This is a genomic window from Pseudomonas sp. HMSC08G10, from assembly GCF_001808425.1.
GTDB classification, from domain to species: Bacteria; Pseudomonadota; Gammaproteobacteria; order Pseudomonadales; family Pseudomonadaceae; genus Aquipseudomonas; species Aquipseudomonas guariconensis.
Genome location: NZ_KV793311.1, coordinates 16601 through 36528, shown reverse-complemented (window position 1 = coordinate 36528; position 19928 = coordinate 16601). Strand labels below are relative to the sequence as shown.

Below are 19928 nucleotides of genomic sequence, written 5' to 3'. Positions count from 1 at the left end.
ACCTTGTCCATCACCACTTTCGGGTAGCCGGAGCAGGAGCCGATCTTCAGGCCGTCCTTGCGCAGGCCTGTCAGGGTGTCCAGGGCGCCTGGGATCAGCGCCGAGTGCACGGCGATCTTCTCGATCTGCAGGGGCATGAAGCGTTCGTAGATGGCGGTGACATCGTCATCGGTCGGCGTACGGCCGAACACTTTGCGGTAGCGCTCGGCAATCTCGGGCACATCGCACAGGGTACGGATGTGATCCCACTTGCCCATGCCCATCGGGCCACGGGCTTCTTCGATGGATACCTGGACATCGAATTCGGCAAAGGCTTCGACGAAGATCTGGGTCGGGGCGAAGGAGCCGAAGTCGACCACGGTACCGGCCCAGTCGAGGATGGCGGCTTGCAGCTGGGTTGGGTTGCTGTAGTTCATGTGCGCGGGTTCCTGAAGAAAAGGGTCGGTCGTTGAATTAGATGTCCAGCACTTCCATTTCCCGCAGCACCTGGGCTACGGCATCGACGGCAGCTTGCATGCCCTCGGCACCCACCACGCCGATGCAGCCGACGCGGAAAGTTTCCACCTGGGTCAGCTTGCCCGGATAGAGGATGAAACCCTTGGCCTTGACGCGCTCGTAGAAGTCCTTGAACTGGTAGCGAGCGTCTCGCGGAGCATGGAAGGTGACGATGATCGGCGCCTGGATCTCGGCAGGCAGGAAGCTGCGCAGGCCGAGCTTGGCCATGCCCTCGAGCAGGGTCTTGCAGTTGTCGGCGTAGCGTTGGTGACGAGCGGGCAGGCCGCCTTCCTCGTTGTATTGCACCAGGGCTTCATGCAACGCCGCCACGACGTGAGTGGGCGGGGTGAAGCGCCATTGGCCGGTCTTGGCCATGTACGCCTGCTGGTCTTGCAGGTCCATGGCCAGGGAGTGGCAGTTGCCTTCGGAGGCGGCCAGGGCGTTTTTCTCGGCGAAGACGAAGCCCATCCCCGGTACGCCTTCAAGGCACTTGCCGGAGGCGGCGATAAGGGCCTCGAAAGGTACATGTGCGGCATCGATCGGCAGGGCGCCGAAGGAACTCATGGCGTCGATGATCAGGCGCTTGCCGTGGCGTTTGACCACCTGGGCGATCTCGGGCAGCGGGTTGAGGATGCCGGTGCTGGTTTCGCAGTGGATCAGCGCCACGTGGGTGACGGCAGGGTCGGCGGCCAGCAGGCGGTCGACATCGGCGGCGGTGGTCGGTTGGTCCTCGGCGGTCTCGAAGGTGCTGTAGGCACGGCCCAGGACCTTGCAGATCTTGGCCAGGCGCTGGCCGTAGGCACCGTTGATCAGCACCAGCACTTTGCCGTCGCGTGGCACCAGGGTGCCGATGGCGGCTTCCACGGCGAAGGTGCCGCTGCCCTGCAGAGGGACGCAGTGGTGGGTGGCCGCGCCGTTGACGATGGCCAGCAGTTGCTCGCACAGGCTGGCGGTCAGCTGGTTGAAGTCGCGGTCCCAGGAGCCCCAGTCCACCAGCATGGCTTGGCGGGTGCGGGACGAGGTGGTCAATGGGCCAGGGGTCAGCAGGATCGGGGCGTTGCTCATTCCGGTATTCCTCACAAGCGGTGGGCTGAAACTTACGGGGCCTAAATTGCAATTTGCCGAGTTATCAATCAAATTGTTTGTCGTTATGCCAGCCATAAGTAAGGCCGATAGCCATGAATCTGTTCCAACTGCGTGCCTTCGATGCGGTGGCCCGCGAAGGCAGCTTCACCCGCGCCGCGGCGCGCCTGTTCATCAGCCAGCCGGCGGTGACCGGACACGTCAAGGCGCTGGAGGAGCATTACCAAATCACGTTGTTGCGCCGGACCGCGCGACGGGTGGAATTGACCGAGGAGGGCACGCGCCTGGCGGCCATCACCCGGGCGATGTTCAGCCTGGCCGAAGAGGCCCAGGCGATGCTCGAGGCCAATCGGCAATTGCTCACTGGGCGCCTGGAGGTCGCGGCCGATGGCCCGCACCGGGTGATGCCGATGCTTGGCATGCTGCGGGCGCGCTATCCGGGCATCACCGTCAACCTGCGCCTGGGCAACGCCCAGGAGACCTTGGCGGCGCTGTTGTCCGAGCACGCCGACGTGGCCGTGCTCACCGAGGTCGAGCCGCGCAAGGGCCTGTACTTGCAAAGCCTGGGGGACTCGCGGCTGTGCGTGTTGTTGCCGGCCAGCCATCCTTGGGCTGCAGGCGAGGGCGAGTTGCCTCTGGCTGACCTGGACCGTCAGATCATGGTGCTGCGCGAACCCAGCTCCATGACCCGGCGCACCTTCGACCAGGCCTGCACCGCGGCCAAGGTGCAGCCTCGGGTGTTGCTGGAGCTGGACAGCCGCGAGGCGGTCACCGAGGCGGTGGCGGCCGAGTTGGGCTTTGGCATCGTCTCGTCGATGGAGGTAGCCCACGACCCTCGGGTGGTGGCCAGGCCACTGGCCGGGGAAGGCTTGGTCAATCGGCACATGATCGGCTGCCTGGAGCGGCGCCGGGAATTGCGGCTGATCCAGGCGTTCCTGGGATTGGCCGCAAGCCTTTGAAGCAAGCGCCACGCAGCAAGCCCCGTTGCCCGGCGCTGGCGTTTTTCCCCCACGGGCCTAAGATGGCCGGCTGAAACAACACAGGCGCTGGATGGCCAATGAGCGAGAAAGACACCATTTCCATGCAACTGGTGCGCGAGGCGCTGTTGCAGACCTGCCCGGCCGGGCAGGCCGACGCGCCCTTGCTGGCCCGTGCTGGCATCGACGCCAGCGAGCTCGACCTGCCCCAGGCACGGGTCAGTGCCGAAGCCTACGCCCGGCTCTGGCGCCTGCTGGCGCGCCGTTGCAATGACGAATTCTTCGCCATGGACCCGCGCGGCCTGCGCAGCGGCAGCCTGGCGTTCCTGTGCCGGGCCAGCATGGCCCAACCCACCCTCGGTGCAGGGCTGGAAACTGCCCTGGCGTTTCTGTCGTTGATGCTCGAGGACCTGCAGCCGAGCCTGGTGCGCCAGCAGAGCCTGGCCGAAATCGTCATCAATGAGCCGCGGGAGACACCGCGCCGCGCCTTTACCTACTTCACCTTCTGGATGATCGTACACGGCGTGGCCTGCTGGCTGGCCGGGCGACGCATCCCGATCCTGGCCATCGATTTGCGCTGTGCCGAGCCGCCGTTTTGCGACGATTATCGGGTGATGTTCTCGGAAAACCTGCAGTTCGACCGACCCCGCACGCGCATGATCATCGCCGCCGACTGCCTGGATGTACCGCTCAAGCGCACAGCAGAGGAACTGCAGCGTTTTCTGGCCGAGGCGCCGGGCAACATCCTCGTCAAGTACCGCGATCCGGCCAGCCTGGCACGGCGCATTCGCCACGACCTGCTGGTCTTGGACCCGGCCTCCTGGCCGGATGCCGAAACGCTGGCACGCCAGCTGTGCCTGTCTGCATCGACGCTGCGCCGTCGTCTGGCCGAAGAAGGCCAAACCTACCAGGGCCTCAAGGACAGCGTAAGGCGCCAATTGGCGATCCAATGGCTGGCCGATTGTGAGGTAGGGCTGGGCACTATCGCCGAACGTCTGGGGTTCGCTGACAGCAGCTCCTTCTACAAGGCGTTTCGTAAATGGTTTGGGTGCAACCCAGGGCACTACCGCGAGCTGAGCGGAACGTCCGGCCCGGCCAAGGCACTGCCCTAGGCGGATTTCCGTCTGCCGCGCGAGACGGCCTGTCGCCAAGGTGGCGCCTTTCGACACGAAGGGTTCACCATGACAAAGCGCGACAACCTACCCCTGGATGCGGCAAAAAAAGCCAAGCTGGCCACGGCTACCGATGACTTCATCATCAAGCGATTGCCTGCTTGGCTGGAGCAGGGCACGCCTGGGCAGATCAGCGCGCTTCGGACGCATTACAAGGCACTGAAGGCCAGCCAGGCCAAGGTGAGCAAGGCGACCGAAGCCCTGGTCGGGCTCAAGGCGTATGCGGAGGAAAAACTGCGCCCGCTGCTGCCCACCACGCCGGCCCCCGATAAGCTGCAATGGCGCGAGATCCTGCCCAGTCTGCAGGTTCCATTGAGCACCGGTTGGCTGGACTACACGCCCGATGAGCGTCGTCATCCCGGTCTGCTGAGACTGATGCAGAACTTCACCGAGGGCGCCCGGTTCTTCGACGGCAGTGGTTTGGTGGCCGAGGGCAAAGACACCGTGCTGACACCGAACCTGACCGAGCTGGTCCGGCAATGCCGCGCGCTGGACGCCGGTGCTGGCTATCAGGCTTTGCTGAACAAGGTATTCGACCCGTCCACTTGCACCGCCCTGGCTGGCGAAAAGCGCGCAGGTCTGAAGCTTGCGGCCGCTGTCGCTGGGCTGGAAGGACGGCTGGACAGCGGCGCGCAGGCGGCCTTGGAGCGGGTGGTGGATGCTGGCAGCGAGCAGGGCGAGCAGACACTTGCCTATCCCGGCTTGCTGACGGTACTCGGGCAGCCTTTGGTGGATGGGTTGCTGGTGCAACTGCGCGACAGTGAAGGTCAGGATGTGGGGCAGGTGCTCTACCTGGGAGGGGATCCGGAGCATGCCGTGCGTCATTTTTCTTCCCGCTCGGCCTTGAACCAGGCCCTGGTGGAGTCACTCAAGCGGCCGGAGTATCAACAATCGTTCAGCCAGCGAATCGCGCTCGGCCAGCGGCCAGAATGGCTGGCACTGCTCAAACTGCGCCTGGCCGATGCCCAGCCTGATCTGCAGATCGAAGGCGAACCGGTGACTGGCGATGTGTTCGATGGCCTTGTGCAGCGCCAGGTGGAGCGCCTGAAAGCCGATGCCCGCCTGCTGTTGGTACCGACCGCCGAAGTGGACCACCAGGCCAGCAAGTCCAGGCTGCAGGCGTGGAAGGACGCGGGGCTTGGCTTGGCCAATCTGGCCGGGTTGTTCGTGCCAACAGTCGGGGCCGTGCTGCTGGGGCAGTTCGTCGTGCAGACATTGGCTCATGTGTTCGAGGGGGCAGTGGACTGGCAGCGCGGCCATCAGCACGAGGCGCTTGATCATATGCTGGGTGTTGCAGAGAACCTGGCGGTGGCCGGTGTGGTGGCCACCGGCGCCCAGGCCGTGGCCAGTGGGTTTGAGCGCAGCGCGTTCGTCGATGCGCTGGAACCGGTGACGATCGATGGCAGCACGGCTCGGCTCTGGAACAACGACTTGAGTGTCTATGCGAGTTCGCCGGCCGACCCCCAGCCTGCGCCGGATGGGCTCTGTGGCACGGGCGAGCGGCGCTGGCTGCGCCGCGGGCAACGCTACTACGAAGTGCATCGGCCGGTATCGGACGGCCCCTGGCGTCTGCGTCATCCTGAGCGCCAGGACGCGTTTGGTCCAATCGTCGAGACCAATGGCGAGCGCTGCTGGCGTCTGCGCCAGGACAACCCGCTGGAGTGGAGCGACAGCGCCCAAATGCTCGATACCTTGTGGCCGATGCCCGAGCCCCTGGACGCCGAGCACGCCGAGCAGATTCTGCGCATCGCGGTGATGGACCAAACCCAGTTGCGCGCGTTACTGGTGGAGAACCGCCCATTGCCAGTGCAACTGCGCAGCACCTTGCGGCGTTTCGAGGCCCATGGACGAATCGAGGCGTTCTTCGATCACCTGGTCGCCGGCACCGAGGGCGAGGCGCAGATCCAGGCATGGTGCGATGCCCGACCTGAACTGCAGACGCTGAGCCCGACGGCCCGACGTGAAAAGCTGCTGGATGACCAGGCGCTGCTACGCGAGCAACTGCTCCAGCACCTGAGCCAGGAGACCCTGGCCGATGATGCGTTGCGCACCCTGCTGAAGCGGGATTTTCCCGGATTACCGGAGGCCTATGCTCAGGACGCGATCAGCGATGTGTCCACGGCGCAGCGTAGCCTGGCGTTGGCCGAGTCCCGAATACCTCTGGCGCTCGCGCGCAGGGCGCGCGTGCTCAGTCAGCACGCTCGATTGGCGCGCGCCTTGGAAGGGATCTACCTGTCCCATGCCGACAGCAACCTGTGTGGTGAACTGGTGTTGGCCGTGCTGTCGCGTGTGCCCAACTGGCCGCAAGAGGTGAACCTGGAGCTGCGTGAAGGTTCGGACACCGGCCCGCGTCTGGCGGTGATCGCGCCCACGGCCAGGCGTGACGAGGCCCGAACGTTGCTGGTGCGCAAGGAAGGCCGGTTCCGTCTCTATGACTACCATGGGCGTGAGCTGGAAACAGACGTCGCCGAGCCGGGCGGGATCTTCGAGGCAGTCAGCGCCGCGCTGACGCCCGAGCAGGCCACTCGGTTGGGCTTGGCAGCCGGCGATGTGCCACAGGCGTTGCGTTTGCTGGTTCAAGGTCGACTGCCGACGACGCGCAAGGCACTGTTGCAACTGCTCAGCTGGCCGGAGCATGCAGCGTCTCTCAATCTGCCCCGGCGCCTGACCGATGGCCGGCTCGGCTATCCACTCAGTGGCCGTGGCGCGGTGCGTCAGCGTGCGGCGGACACCTTGCGGATACGAATTCGCAGCCTGTACCCGCAGTTCGATGACGAGCGGGTGGAAGCATTTCTCGCGCAATTGCTCAGCTTACCGGGTTCGCCGTTCGAAGTGTTGCTGGTCCAGGAGAGCCAATATGCCCAGCTCGACGAGGCGCTCAATCGATGGGTATCGTCCGAAGCAAGCGCATCCCGGCGCACCTTGCGCCAGCATCTGGGGCAGCGGCTGCGCCAGTGCTGGCGGCTGCAGGGGGAGTCGGTGACCGGGGAAGACGGGCAGCCACAAGGCATGCGCTTGGACCTGAGCGGTTACGCGTCGCAGGTCCTGCCTGAGATACCCACGGAAGTCGAGTTCGCGCACGTAACGGAACTGTCACTGTCGAGCATGGATCTTGAGCAGGTGCCTACGCCGTTCCTGCGCTGCTTCGGTTCCGTACGGCGATTGAACCTGGCGGACAACCGCCTGCGCCGTGTGCCCCAAGGCTTGGGGTATCTGTCCGAACTGCGCAGCTTGCAGCTGGCGCGCAACGGCATTCGGCTCGATGCCGCCGGCATCGCTATTCTCACGACATTGCCCGAGCTTCAGGTGCTGGACCTGAGCTTCAATCCACTGGGGGCGCAGGAGATGCGCTGGAACCATCTCCCAAGGCTGGATCAGCTACGCCTGCGCCGCTGCAGCCTGGCTGCCTGGCCGTCGGGCCTCGAGTTGTGCGAACGGCTCACATACGTGGATCTGCGTGACAACCTGATCGCCAGTGTTCCGACCGAGACGCTGCACATGCCTTTGGCGCATCGGATGGCGTTCATCATCGAGGGCAACCCGCTGCCGGCCTGGGAATTGGCTCGCCTAGTTACGCTGGATATCGATCATTTGCCCCATGACCCGCTGGACATCGAGGCTGTGGAAGCAATCACAACCCGTGACCGGTGGCTGCAAGATGGCCAGGCCGATCTGCGCGAGGCTCGTCAGGCGCAATGGGACAGCCTTGCCGCGACACCCGAAAGCAACGGCCTGTTCGAACTATTGGGCGAACTGCGACGCACATCGGACTACCAACGCACGCCAGCGGACCTGGCCGAGCAAGTCTGGGAACTCATTGGGTTCCTGGCCGACAACCCGACCCTGCGCGACAGTCTGTATGCGTGGGCCAATCAGCCGCGTACCTGCAGTGACAGCGTTGCCCGTCAGTTCAGTGACCTGCTGGTGCACCGGCAGGTGGTCGAGGTGGAAAACCGAACGGGCATTAAAGAAGCAGGCGAAGCCCTGTTGAAGCTGGGCCGCAGGTTGTTCCGCCTGGATCAGGTGCAGCGTTTCGCCTCCCGGGATATTGCCCAGCGGGTGGCTGCCGGGCGGGCCGTCGATGCCGTCGAGATCAATCTGTTCTACCGGGTGCGCCTGGCACAGACACTGGACTTGCCTTTCCAGCCGCGCACGATGCGCTTCACGAACCTGGCCAACGTCAGCGAAGCACAGTTGCAAGAGGCCTTGCGCACCGTGCAGGCTGCGCAAACCAATCAAGCGCTGGCCGAGAACCTGGGGGGGAGGCAGTTCTGGCGCGACTACGTGCAAGCCCGCCATCCGGCGGCCTTTGCCGATATTGACGCGACTTTCGAGGCGCAAGGCTCGGAACTGGACGACGCCCGCGCAGGGCTCTCCAGCCAGGAGTACACCGAGCGATGGGCGCGTTTGCAGAAGGCGCGAGAGGCGGCGGTGCAGAAGAGGGTCGAGCTGCTGACCTGCGAAATCCTCGAGTCGCAGGCCCTCGATCCGGCGTGAGATGACAACGGCCAAACCGGTCATCCAGATTGACAGCTTTGGCCATTGCCGGCCTGGGTGACCGGCGCGAACATCGTCAGACAAAGGGTCCACTCCAACAACAATAACCAGGAGTCTGACGATGCGTGACTACGCCGAAGCCGCCCGTTCGTTCGATTACACCCAGGCTGTCCAGGCTGCGTTGCAGGGCAACCTGCAGGCCCTGAATGCCTGTGTCGAGTGCTGCGACCGCCATGTGGGCAGCAATCGGCCTGCGTTGATCTGGGAGGATCGCGACGGTAATGGCGCGATCTACAGCTTCGACCAACTGCAGGCCCTGGCCAAGCGCTTTGCCAATGTCTTGAAAGCTCAAGGCGTCGGCGCCGGTGACCGGGTCGCCGGCCTGATGCCACGCACCCCTGAGTTGTTGGTGACCATTCTCGCCACCTGGCGTCTGGGGGCGGTCTACCAGCCGCTATTCACCGCCTTCGGTCCCAAGGCGATCGAGCATCGCCTGGAGCAGTCCCACGCCCGTGTGGTGGTCACCGAGCGCAACAACCGGCCCAAGCTCAACGATGTCGCGGATTGCCCGACGATCATCACGGTGGGCGCGGCGGCCGGTGAGCTGGATTTTCATACCGAGCTCAACGCTGCCCTCAACGAATGCGAGCCTGTGTGGCGTACTGGGGACGACCCCTTCCTGCTGATGTTCACCTCCGGCACCACCGGGCCGGCCAAGCCACTGGAGGTGCCGTTGCGGGCCATCGTCGCCTTCCAAGGCTACATGCGCGATGCCATCGATTTGCGCCCGGACGACAACTTCTGGAACCTTGCCGACCCGGGCTGGGCCTATGGCCTCTACTACGCCGTCACCGGCCCGTTGGCCTTGGGGCACGCCACCACCTTTTACGACGGCCCGTTCAGCGTCGAGAGCTGCGCACGGATGATCGACAAGCACGGCATCACCAACCTGGCCGGCTCACCGACTGCTTATCGGCTGCTGATAGCCGCCGGCAGCGATTTCTCGGCACCGATCAAAGGTCGCCTGCGGGTGGTCAGCAGTGCCGGCGAGCCGCTGAACCCGGAGGTCATTCGCTGGTTCGCCGACGAACTGGGCGTGACCATCCACGACCATTACGGCCAGACCGAGCTGGGTATGGTGCTGTGCAACCACCACGCGCTCAAGCATACCGTTCACCCAGGCTCGGCCGGCTTCGCCATCCCCGGCCACCGCATCGTGGTGCTGGACGAGCAGGGCAACGAGTTGCCGGCCGGGCAGCCCGGCATCCTCGCCGTCGATCGCGAACAGTCGCCGCTATGCTGGTTCGAGGGCTACCACGGGTTGCCGACCAAGGCCTTCGTCGGCAAGTACTACCTGAGCGGTGACACCGTCGAGCTCAATGCCGATGGCAGCATCAGCTTTGTCGGTCGCAGCGACGATGTGATCACCACCTCCGGCTACCGGGTCGGGCCGTTCGACGTGGAGAGCGCGCTGATCGAACACCCGGCGGTGATCGAAGCAGCGGTGATCGGCAAACCCGACCCGGAACGTACCGAACTGATCAAGGCATTCGTGGTGCTGGCCAAGGGGTTCGAAGGCAGTGCCGAACTGGAGGAAACCCTGCGCCAGCATGTGCGTCAGCGTCTGTACGCCCATGCCTACCCGAGGGAAATTGAATTCGTCAGCGAGCTGCCCAAGACGCCGAGCGGCAAGCTGCAACGCTTCATCCTGCGTAATCAGGAAATTGCCCTACAACAAGCCGCGCAGGCTTCCCACGCCAGCGCCTGAGGAAGTACATCATGCAGATAGCCAACAAGCATTTCATCGTCAGTGGCGCAGCCTCCGGGCTCGGTGCTGCCACCGCGCAGATGCTGGTCGCCGCCGGTGCCAAGGTCATGCTGGTCGACCTCAATGCCGAAGCGGTCGAGGCCAAGGCCCGTGAGCTGGGCGAACAGGCCCGCTTCGCCGTCGCCGACATCAGCGACGAGCAGGCGGCCAAAGCGGCCGTCGATGCTGCGGTCAGCGCCTTCGGCAGCCTGCACGGGCTGGTCAATTGCGCCGGCATCGTCGGCGCCGAGAAGGTCTTCGGCAAACATGGCCCCCATGGCCTGGCCAGCTTCGCCAAGGTGATCAACGTCAACCTGATCGGCAGTTTCAACCTGCTGCGCCTGGCGGCGGCGGCCATGGCCGAAGGGACGGCGGACGAAGGCGGCGAGCGCGGGGTGATCATCAATACCGCCTCGATCGCCGCCTACGATGGGCAGATCGGCCAGGCCGCCTATGCCGCTTCCAAAGGCGCCATCGCCAGCCTGACCTTGCCGGCGGCCCGTGAGCTGGCGCGTTTCGGTATCCGCGTGATGACCATTGCCCCAGGCATCTTCGAGACGCCCATGATGGCCGGCATGACCCAGGAGGTCCGCGACTCCCTGGCCGCTGGCGTGCCGTTCCCGCCGCGCCTTGGGCGCCCGCAGGAATACGCAGCCCTGGCCCGCCATATCATCGAGAACAGCATGCTCAACGGCGAGGTGATCCGCCTCGACGGAGCCTTGCGCATGGCTGCCAAGTAAGGAGATCCGCACATGACACTCACCAACGACCCGATCGTCATCGTCAGCGCCGTGCGCACGCCCATGGGCGGCCTGCAGGGCGACCTCAAGAGCCTGACCGCGCCGCAGCTGGGCGCTGCGGCCATCCGTGCCGCAGTCGAGCGTGCCGGTATCCAGGGCGACAGCGTCGAGCAGGTGCTGTTCGGTTGTGTCCTGCCGGCAGGTCTCGGCCAGGCACCGGCACGCCAGGCTGCGCTTGGCGCGGGGCTGAACAAGCACACCACCTGTACCACCCTGAACAAGATGTGCGGCTCGGGCATGCAGGCGGCGATCATGGCCCATGACCTGCTGCTGGCCGGCAGCGCCGATGTGGTGGTGGCCGGCGGCATGGAAAGCATGACCAATGCGCCATACCTGCTGGACAAAGCCCGCGGCGGCTACCGCATGGGCCATGGCAAGATCATCGACCACATGTTCATGGACGGTCTGGAAGACGCCTACGACAAGGGCCGTCTGATGGGCACCTTCGCCGAGGATTGCGCCCAGGCCAATGGGTTCAGCCGCGAGGCTCAGGACCAGTTCGCCATCGCCTCGTTGACCCGCGCTCAGGACGCTATCAAGAACGGCCGCTTCGCCGCCGAGATCGTGCCGGTGGAGGTCACCGAGGGCAAAGAGAAGCGCCTGGTCAGTGACGACGAGCAGCCACCGAAGGCTCGCCTGGACAAGATCCCGCAACTGCGCCCGGCCTTCCGCGACGGCGGCACCGTGACGGCCGCCAACTCCAGCTCGATTTCCGATGGCGCTGCCGCGCTGGTGTTGATGCGCCGCTCCGAGGCGCAAAAGCGCGGGCTCAAGCCGCTGGCGGTGATCCATGGCCACGCGGCCTTCGCCGACACCCCGGCGTTGTTCCCCACCGCACCCATCGGCGCTATCGACAAATTGATCAAGCGCACTGGCTGGAACCTGGCCGAGGTGGACCTGTTCGAGATCAACGAGGCCTTCGCGGTGGTCACCTTGGCGGCCATGAAACACCTGGACCTGCCGCACGAGAAGGTCAATATCCACGGCGGCGCCTGCGCCCTGGGCCATCCGATCGGTGCCTCCGGCGCACGCATCCTGGTGACCTTGCTATCGGCCTTGCGCCAGAACAATCTGCGCCGCGGCGTGGCGGCCATCTGCATCGGCGGTGGCGAGGCCACGGCCATGGCCGTCGAGTGCCTGTATTGAGGTGAACCATGCTGGTAACTGACGAGCAACAACAGATCGCCGACGCCGTCCGTGCATTCGCGCAGGACCGCCTGAAACCTTTTGCCGAGCAGTGGGACAAGGAGCACCGCTTCCCTCGCGAGGCCATCGCCGAGATGGCTGAGCTGGGCCTGTTCGGCATGCTGGTGCCGGAGCAATGGGGCGGAAGCGACACCGGGTATGTGGCCTATGCCATGGCACTGGAAGAAATCGCCGCGGGCGATGGTGCCTGTTCGACCATCATGAGCGTGCACAACTCGGTGGGCTGCGTGCCGATCCTACGCTTTGGCAACGAGCAGCAAAAAGCGCAGTTCCTGACGCCTCTGGCCAGCGGCCAAATGCTCGGCGCGTTCGCCCTGACCGAACCCCAGGCCGGCTCCGACGCCAGCAGCCTGAAAACCCGCGCACGCCGCGACGGCGACCACTATGTGCTCAACGGCAGCAAACAGTTCATCACCTCCGGACAGAACGCCGGGGTGGTGATTGTCTTCGCCGTGACCGACCCTGAGGCCGGTAAGCGTGGCATCAGTGCGTTCATCGTGCCCACCGATTCGCCGGGTTACCAAGTGGCGCGGGTCGAAGACAAGCTGGGTCAGCACGCTTCCGACACGTGCCAGATCGTGTTCGACGAGGTGCATGTGCCGGTGGCCAATCGCCTGGGCGAAGAGGGCGAGGGTTACAAGATTGCCCTGGCCAACCTTGAGGGCGGGCGCATCGGCATTGCCTCCCAGGCCGTGGGTATGGCCCGCGCAGCATTCGAAGTGGCGCGCGACTACGCCAATGAGCGCCAGAGCTTCGGCAAGCCACTGATCGAGCATCAGGCCGTGGCCTTCCGCCTGGCCGATATGGCCACGCGCATCGCCGTGGCCCGGCAGATGGTGCTGCATGCCGCGGCACTGCGCGACGCAGGCCGTCCGGCGCTGGTCGAAGCCTCCATGGCGAAGCTTTTCGCCTCGGAAATGGCTGAAAAGGTCTGTTCGGATGCCTTGCAGACGCTCGGCGGTTATGGCTATCTGAGCGACTTCCCGCTGGAGCGGATCTACCGCGACGTTCGGGTCTGCCAGATCTACGAAGGCACCAGCGACATTCAGCGCATGGTCATTGCGCGCAATCTTTGAAGGAGCAGTCTGCATGGCATTCGAAACCATCCTGTTGGACATCCATGGCAAGGTCGGCCTGATCACCCTCAACCGGCCCCAGGCGCTCAATGCCCTGAACGCGCAGATCGTCGGCGAGATCAACCAGGCTCTGGACCAGCTCGAGCGTGACCCGAACATTGGCTGCGTGGTGCTCACCGGCTCGGCCAAGGCCTTCGCCGCGGGTGCTGACATCAAGGAAATGGCCGAGCTCAAGTATCCGCAGATCTACGTCGAAGACCTGTTCAGCGACGCCGACCGTATCGCCAACCGCCGCAAACCGATCATCGCTGCTGTGTCCGGCTTTGCCTTGGGCGGTGGTTGTGAGCTGGCGATGATGTGCGACTTCATCCTGGCCGCCGACAACGCCAAGTTCGGCCAGCCTGAGATCAACCTCGGCGTGCTGCCTGGCATGGGCGGTACCCAGCGCCTGACCCGTGCGGTGGGCAAGGCCAAGGCCATGGAACTGTGCCTGACCGGTCGCCTGATGGGCGCCGAAGAGGCCGAGCGCGCTGGCCTGGTGGCTCGCGTGGTGCCGCAGGCTGAATTGCTCGAGGAGGCCCTGAAGGTCGCCGCGACCATCGCCAGCAAATCCATCCCGGTGAGCATGATGGTCAAGGAAAGCGTCAACCGCGCCTTCGAAGTCACCCTGAGCGAAGGGGTGCGCTTCGAGCGCCGGGTGTTCCATGCAGCGTTCGCCACCGAGGACCAGAAAGAAGGCATGGCCGCCTTCATCGCCAAGCGCGAGGCGCAATTCAAGGATCGTTGAGAACAGTCGGGGCGCCTGAGGGCGCCCCGGTCGTTTCAGATGTTGAAGAAGTACTGCTGTGCGTCGGCCAGGGAAATTGGGCTGCGGTAGACGTCTTCGGTCTGGCCCGTGTCCGGCCGATTGACCTGCGCGCCTTGGGCGTATCGCTGCGCTGCCGGCTTGAGGTGGCCAGCGACGAAGGCGCGCTGGTCGGCCTCGAGCGTACGGTAGTGAAAGTGCGCGACCCACAGCAATGTTTCACCCTTGTAGACCCCGTAGTCGTCCAGGTAGTCCGCGGGTCTGCCCTTGACCCGGGCGAGCAGATTGCGCGGGTTCTCCCTGCGGACGGTCACTACTCCCTGGTCAATCAGAAAACGCAGCTCGGCCATGCGCGGTTTTTGCTCCAGCGCCGCGTTGGTACGCAGCTCGATCGCTTTGCGGGTGAGCTGGGCGTCCAGGTCTTCCAGTTCCTTGATCGTCCCCGCGGCATCGCGGTTGCCACTGACCTCGTCTGTCTGGTTGTCGGCCGTCAGGTGCTGTTCGATCGCTTCGCGCAAGGTACGCAGGCGTTCGCGCTGGTGGTGCAGCAGCTCTTCGATCTCAATGGGCAGGTACTGGCTGAAGGTGCCGCCTTCCAGGCGTTGCAGTTCTTTGCGTGCGCTCTGTAGGCGCGCTTGGCTGTCCTTGAGCACGTGTTTGAGCTTGCGCACAGCTGTGGGTTTGGCAGGTGTTTTCGTCGCCAACTGCACCCACCGATCGTTCTCCAGTTTGTAGCTGCGAGCACCGGCATTGTGCGGGGCAATGGGGATATCGACGACAGTGTCGTCATCTGGACGGACATTGCCCAGTAGCACATCGCCTTCCTGGGTTTCGATCAGGCCGGGTACTTGTTTGCGCAGCTGGTTGACGGTGTTGCGGGGGAGCGTTGCCGCGTGCTCGTCGAGCGTGGGTTGCAGCTCCTGGGCAGCGCTGTCGATGTCTTCCTGGAGGCGGGCGAGGGTCTGTCGGGCTGTGTCCTGGTTCAAGTGTGTCTTGAGGTTGCCCAGCTGACGACGAGCCGTCTTGAAGTGGCGGTCGATGCTGACGGCCAACCGACTGATCACATCGTCATTAGGTTGCCCGAGGGTAAGCAGTTGCTGGCGCTGGGCGAACGCCAGATCAAGGCTTTCGCCACAGCGCTGCAGCCAATACTCACTGTCGTCGTCGAGTGCTTCGAGCAGCGACAAGCGATTGACGCAAGCCTCGATGCGCGACCAGCGCCACGCCAGTGGCGACTTGACCAACTCCCAATCGATCGCGGCCGCGTCGCGATACTCGACGATCTTCGGTTGCGAACGGCTGGCAAGGCGCTGAAGTTGCTCCATGCCATCGACCAGGCGCTGGCTGTTGTCCAGCAACTTGTTCAGCAGTGGCAGCAAGGTGTCGATGCGTTGGCCCAGGCTACGTTTGTCGGCCTCGGAAAGCTCGTAGCCCCTGTGATGACGCTTGATCATTTCATCGATTTGCTCCCGGATGGGCGCGTGCAACCAAGTCAGGGTTTCATCGACTTTCTTTGCATAGTGCAATTGCTGGTACAGGGCGTAGGCGCGTTTGACCTTGTATTCGTGCAGCGGCTTGAGTCCGTTGAATTGATGGATGCGTTTCAAGTGTTCTTGCCAGAACGTGGTGAACTCCTCGAGCTTTGCCAGATAGTTGCGCAGGATGCTTTCGGGTGCCTGGCGATGGGCGAGCCGTGCCACCTTGTCGAGGTATTCTCGTTGGCTTTTCTGGTAGGCCACATCCTGCTGGATCTGAGCCTGCAGCGTTGCCAACTCTTGTTGGTTGGCGTTGCGCAACTGTTCGACCCGGCGGTGCAGGGGCATGCCAGCGCGCAGGCGCAGGCCCAGATCCAGTTGCCAGCGACCGGCCTCATCGCGTCGCAGCCAAGGGCCTTTGATGAGTTCGTCTTTGCTGTTGACGATGCGCGGGCATTGCTGATTGGCGTCGAACTCGACCTGGTAGACCTTGTCGTCGATCGCAACCCAGCTTCTGTCTCTATATAGAAACAGCTCCTTCAAGGGGCCGCTGGGGATGGGCTTGCCCAACCGGGCCAATGGAATATCCGCGCAGAGTCCGTCTAGGGTCTTTCGCTGTAGCGGGTCGAGCGTGCGTTTGGGGTTCGCCCAGGAAAAATCGAGGACTTGCTCACGTGGCGACACTGTCAAGGTGGGCAGGGCTGGCAGCAAGGCTGTGGCAGAGTCGGTTCGAGAACCTCGCGAAGCGGCTTCACGCACCCCCTCGATACGCTTGAAAGCATGGTTGAGTAGAAGCAGCGCCAGATTGACGAGAAACTCCACGAGGGAGGCGATGCGTTCGCCCGCGCTCTGGTATTGGTGCTCGCCCACCAGTTCGAGAAAGGCGGTTTCCAGCTGGATTGTCCAGATCGGTGCGGCCAACGGTTCGGCTGCGAAGGGCAGCGCAGTATTGAGCAGCAGCCAGCCCAGGGACTTCCAGCGTTCCCAACGGGCCTGGGCGCTGGTCTGGGCATGGGCTTGGAAATGGCTGATGGTTTCATCGATGCACCCGTGGTAGATGGCGTGGGCCGGGTCGGTCAGTGCTGGCTCCTGCGCCAGGGTGACCGGGGCGGGGGCGCCGAACGGGACGGCCCAGTCATCTTCCAGGGGATGGAACAGGTGCGGTTCGAGGAACCCACCATGGGCATAGACCTTGCGGGCCTGTTCGGGCAAACGCTCGAGCAGGTCATCTTGTAGTGGGCCGGGGGTGGCAATTGCGTCAAGCAGCGCCTGTCTGTCCTCGAAAGCTAACAAGGGCTCGCTGTGCAGCGGGCGGTAGAGCAGACAGGACTGTGAGGTGGCGGTTTGTGCTTCGATCAGCCAGGTGTTGAGCGGATGGTCGGGGCTGGCATCCAGGCTTCTAAGCAATCCGAGTGGGCGCATTTGCCAAGCACTACTGCGTCGCAGGGCCTCGCCAAATACGTCTCCGATATCCTTGATGACGTCGAAGCTTATTGGTTTGCCTCGCAGGTTCAGTTCTAAGGCAAGGGCGGGTAGTTGTGTGTGCAACTGCCGTCTGAGCAACGATTCGCGACGCAACCGTTGCGTTGGATCATCGAGCAGCGTGGAAAGCAGCATGGCCGGGTAGTGCTGTGCAACATCCACCTTGGTGATGAGGGTGCGCAGGTAGGATTCATCGAACCAGTCCGGCACCGGCTTGCCGTCGAGTGCCTGGACCGTGATCTTGCCTGGGCGTAGCAGCCCTAGGTTGCTGATTGCCAGTTGAGGCAAGGTGAAGGTTTCGGTGTGTGGCGCGTTGTCCGTGACGATGGTTTCCTGGACCGGCAGTGCGGCTACGGTGGTTTGGGCATTGACGACTCTGAGCGTCGAGAGGTCCAGGTTGGCCTCGGGGTGATCCTTCTGAATGCGCGCCAGAAGTTGCTGCGTGGCGAATGTCTGGGCATCGGGCACGCCATCGAGCCAGGAGGTGTACTGAGCGTCATGGTAGCCTTGGGCGATCTGGGTCAGCAGCGTGCTGTAGCGCAACAGTTTTTTTGGGGAAGCCTCCTTCAGCCAGACGGGCAAATGGCCCGCCAGGCGTTCGTGCAGGGTGGCCTCGGCCGGGCTGCACAGGCCGAACATCGATGTCAGGCGGTCCAGGGCAGTTGACAGATCGGTCGCACGGACCAGGTCGTCCTCCAGCCAGGCGGTCAGTTGCGATCCATGTAACTGCTGGCACAGCACCCCGAGTGCCTGGCTTTGAAAATAGGGCAAGGTCGGAACAATCAGGTGTACGTCTGGCCCGGATACACCGGGCAACGGTGGCCAGGGCCTGGCGGCGTGGGCCAGCAGCGCTTGGCGTGAAGGGAAGGACGTCAATTTCCCGGTAGGGGTGAAGAGCAATGTCGTGTTCTTCTCGGCTGGGGCGCCACCGTGTTCGATCAATAGCGCACTGGAGAGCTCCGGATCCAGCTGCCAGTTGTTCATGAAATCCATGCGCAGATTGTTGACCTGAACCTGGAAGGGCTCCAGGCTGGCGTGTGTGCGTGGGTCAGGATGCGCCTGCATCCATTGCGCCGTACTCAGGACCTGCTCAGGCAGTGTCGTGTCACGTTTGCTGTCCAGAGCGGCCTGGGTGAACTGTTGCTGCAGGTAATCGCTGTACCACTGCCAGGGCGTCTGTCCCTTGTCATCGGTATCGCTCCAGAAGCTGATCAGCGCTTGCTGATAGGCTTCCAGCATGAACGGGCCGCATTCATTGATCATGAGTGCCAGAGGGTCAAGATCCATTGACAATGCCTTCTGGGGCGCATGTTCCGGCACGGAGGTGACGTAATCTTCGTGAGGCGTCAGATTCAGCGTACGACGCAGGCAATAACGCTCGACGAGCACATGGCTCAACGGGCGGATAAAAGGTGGCGCCGACGCCGGGCCGAGACTGACCAGAAACAGCTCACGAGGGTCCGCACTGGACGGCAGACGGCGTGTCAGCCATTGTTCGGCGAGCACCTGGTCGGCGATGTCGAACAGGCTCGGGCGAGTGCTGAAGCGGATCGCCACCTGGCATTCCAGGCTTGGGCTTGCGGGGCGTTGGGAAGGGTTGCTCATGTACAGCTCCGAATATGAACGGTCCATTAGCAAAGCCGCCTTCGTGACGCCGAGGTCGGTAGCCCGCTACCACGTTGTGCATGCGCCTCGCCTGGCTTTGCCTTTTGTAGCGTAAAACCGACGAGCTGATGCCGTGGTGCTGGTCGCAACAAGGGGCATTTCGGGTAAATTCACGGATCAATGGTGTTGCCCCACACGGCCCGCCGCCTTAGACTGCCGCCCCCTGTAAAACAGAGCCGGTTGGCGCTTTAAGAATTTCGTTGCCCACGAACTGTCGTTGGCGACACCCGAATCGCCCAAAATGCCTATATTTTCATAGAGAAATCGATGACCAAGGAACAGTTGCTGGCTATGTCGGCCGATGACTACATGAATGCCGAACAGTTGGCTTTCTTCACTGGCCTGCTGCAAGCGATGAAAGTCGAAACCCACGAGCGCATCGAGCTGAGCCGCGCCACCATCGAAAGCCTGGACACGCCTTCGGATCCGGCCGACGTGGCCTCGGTGGAAGAAGAGCGCCACTGGCTGGTCAACGCCATCGAGCGTGACCAGCGCCTGCTGCCGCAGCTGGAAATGGCCCTGGGCCGCATCGCTGACGAAAGCTTCGGCTGGTGCGACGACAGCGGTGAGCCTATCGGCCTGCAGCGTCTGCTGATTAGCCCAACCACCAAATACTGCATCGAAGCCCAGGAACGTCACGAACAGCTCGACCGCCATCAGCGCCAGATCTGATCGTCATGTCCAGCAGAGGCCCCATGAAGCGATTCATGGGGCCTTTTGCGTTTTCGTCTGCTGGGCGCATTTGTTGCCGTAGATGCAATACAGCTGTGCTGGCGCGCGCTTTTTCCGCTTGCCGGGCGGGCGTATGATGGCGATATCGTTAGGTTGCTAATTAAGTTCCGGAGGGGATGATGAATAGCCGAGTCGATGTCGCTGTCATGATTGGTTCAGGTGTACCTGCGACACTGCAGGCCATGGGCCGGCGTGTCTGTTGGGTGGTGTTGGTCAATGGCGAGCGCCGCGGTACGGCCTTTGGCAGTCGCAAAGAGGCAGTCGAATGCCAGGCGGCATGGTTGGCACAGCTGGAAAAGGGCAAGGCCGCTTGAGCAGTGGCCAGGCGTTATTGTTCAAGCCAGCGTGCCAGGTCGCAGGCGTCCTGATGGCGACGCCGAAAACCCTTGATGCGGCCGGTGGTGCGTTCGGCAATATGAAAGAAATCGATGCCGGCGGGAATGACGATAAACCGGGGGTCGCTTCTGCTAAGGCAAGAAATGCGCTTGGACTCTCGACGGATTTCGGTGTTTTCGTGCATATTCTTTCCCCTGTAATGCGCTGATGGATACCGGGCCTGTACTGCAAAGGGCCTGACATTATCTATTGCATCTTTTCCTGCAAATTTGTTGTCAGAACATTACGTTTCCTATTGAAGAAACTGCCGAAAAGCCGTC

The 19928-nt window shown here is 63.3% G+C and carries 14 protein-coding genes; 11 read left to right on the top strand and 3 right to left on the bottom strand.

Annotated elements, in window-relative coordinates; all coding sequences use genetic code 11:
- Together HMPREF3173_RS25030 and HMPREF3173_RS14550 are read right to left on the bottom strand one after the other, a co-directional pair.
- The coding region (locus HMPREF3173_RS25030; RefSeq protein ID WP_256544497.1) for an HAD family hydrolase at positions 1-416 on the bottom strand (416 nt) is incomplete at its 3' end.
- Between the two features lie 37 nt (positions 417-453).
- Positions 454-1560 carry a 2-aminoethylphosphonate--pyruvate transaminase gene (locus HMPREF3173_RS14550; protein WP_043214121.1) on the bottom strand — a complete coding sequence of 369 codons (1107 nt, stop codon included), beginning with the start codon at positions 1558-1560 and terminating at the stop codon, positions 454-456.
- A gap of 113 nt (positions 1561-1673) precedes the next feature.
- Between HMPREF3173_RS14550 and HMPREF3173_RS14545 the strand changes: the two genes are divergently transcribed.
- From HMPREF3173_RS14545 to HMPREF3173_RS14510, 8 genes are all read left to right on the top strand, one after another.
- Positions 1674-2537 carry a LysR substrate-binding domain-containing protein gene (locus tag HMPREF3173_RS14545; RefSeq protein ID WP_043214119.1) on the top strand — a complete coding sequence of 288 codons (864 nt, stop codon included), beginning with the start codon at positions 1674-1676 and terminating at the stop codon, positions 2535-2537.
- A 98-nt stretch (positions 2538-2635) separates the two neighbouring features.
- The gene (locus tag HMPREF3173_RS14540; RefSeq protein WP_070574099.1) at positions 2636-3667 is read left to right on the top strand and encodes an AraC family transcriptional regulator; all 1032 of its coding nucleotides are present in this window, start codon (positions 2636-2638) and stop codon (positions 3665-3667) included.
- Positions 3668-3736: 69 nt separating this feature from the next.
- Positions 3737-8224, top strand: a complete 4488-nt coding sequence (locus HMPREF3173_RS14535) for an NEL-type E3 ubiquitin ligase domain-containing protein (protein ID WP_070574096.1) — start codon at positions 3737-3739, stop codon at positions 8222-8224.
- A 121-nt stretch (positions 8225-8345) separates the two neighbouring features.
- Positions 8346-9992 carry an acyl-CoA synthetase gene (locus HMPREF3173_RS14530; RefSeq protein WP_070574093.1) on the top strand — a complete coding sequence of 549 codons (1647 nt, stop codon included), beginning with the start codon at positions 8346-8348 and terminating at the stop codon, positions 9990-9992.
- Between the two features lie 11 nt (positions 9993-10003).
- Entirely contained in the window at positions 10004-10771 is a 768-nt protein-coding gene (locus tag HMPREF3173_RS14525) for an SDR family NAD(P)-dependent oxidoreductase (protein WP_070574090.1), read from the top strand.
- A 12-nt stretch (positions 10772-10783) separates the two neighbouring features.
- Positions 10784-11977, top strand: a complete 1194-nt coding sequence (locus tag HMPREF3173_RS14520) for an acetyl-CoA C-acyltransferase (RefSeq protein WP_070574086.1) — start codon at positions 10784-10786, stop codon at positions 11975-11977.
- An 8-nt stretch (positions 11978-11985) separates the two neighbouring features.
- Positions 11986-13113 carry an acyl-CoA dehydrogenase gene (locus HMPREF3173_RS14515; RefSeq protein ID WP_070574083.1) on the top strand — a complete coding sequence of 376 codons (1128 nt, stop codon included), beginning with the start codon at positions 11986-11988 and terminating at the stop codon, positions 13111-13113.
- 13 nt (positions 13114-13126) lie between these two features.
- Positions 13127-13900: an enoyl-CoA hydratase gene (locus HMPREF3173_RS14510; protein WP_043213863.1), complete on the top strand. Its 774-nt coding sequence runs from the start codon at positions 13127-13129 to the stop codon at positions 13898-13900.
- Positions 13901-13935: 35 nt separating this feature from the next.
- Here the strand turns inward: HMPREF3173_RS14510 and HMPREF3173_RS14505 are convergent, their stop codons facing one another.
- Positions 13936-18480 carry a DUF6543 domain-containing protein gene (locus HMPREF3173_RS14505; RefSeq protein ID WP_139146856.1) on the bottom strand — a complete coding sequence of 1515 codons (4545 nt, stop codon included), beginning with the start codon at positions 18478-18480 and terminating at the stop codon, positions 13936-13938.
- Between the two features lie 327 nt (positions 18481-18807).
- Here HMPREF3173_RS14505 and HMPREF3173_RS14500 point away from each other — a divergent pair, with 327 nt between their 5' ends.
- From HMPREF3173_RS14500 to HMPREF3173_RS24620, 3 genes are all read left to right on the top strand, one after another.
- Positions 18808-19212, top strand: a complete 405-nt coding sequence (locus HMPREF3173_RS14500; RefSeq protein ID WP_043213866.1) for a TraR/DksA family transcriptional regulator — start codon at positions 18808-18810, stop codon at positions 19210-19212.
- Positions 19213-19391: 179 nt separating this feature from the next.
- On the top strand, positions 19392-19586 hold the full coding sequence (locus tag HMPREF3173_RS14495) for a hypothetical protein (RefSeq protein ID WP_043213867.1): 195 nt from the start codon (positions 19392-19394) through the stop codon (positions 19584-19586).
- Positions 19587-19639: 53 nt separating this feature from the next.
- Positions 19640-19816 carry a hypothetical protein gene (locus HMPREF3173_RS24620; RefSeq protein ID WP_168166389.1) on the top strand — a complete coding sequence of 59 codons (177 nt, stop codon included), beginning with the start codon at positions 19640-19642 and terminating at the stop codon, positions 19814-19816.
- Positions 19817-19928: the final 112 nt, after the last annotated feature.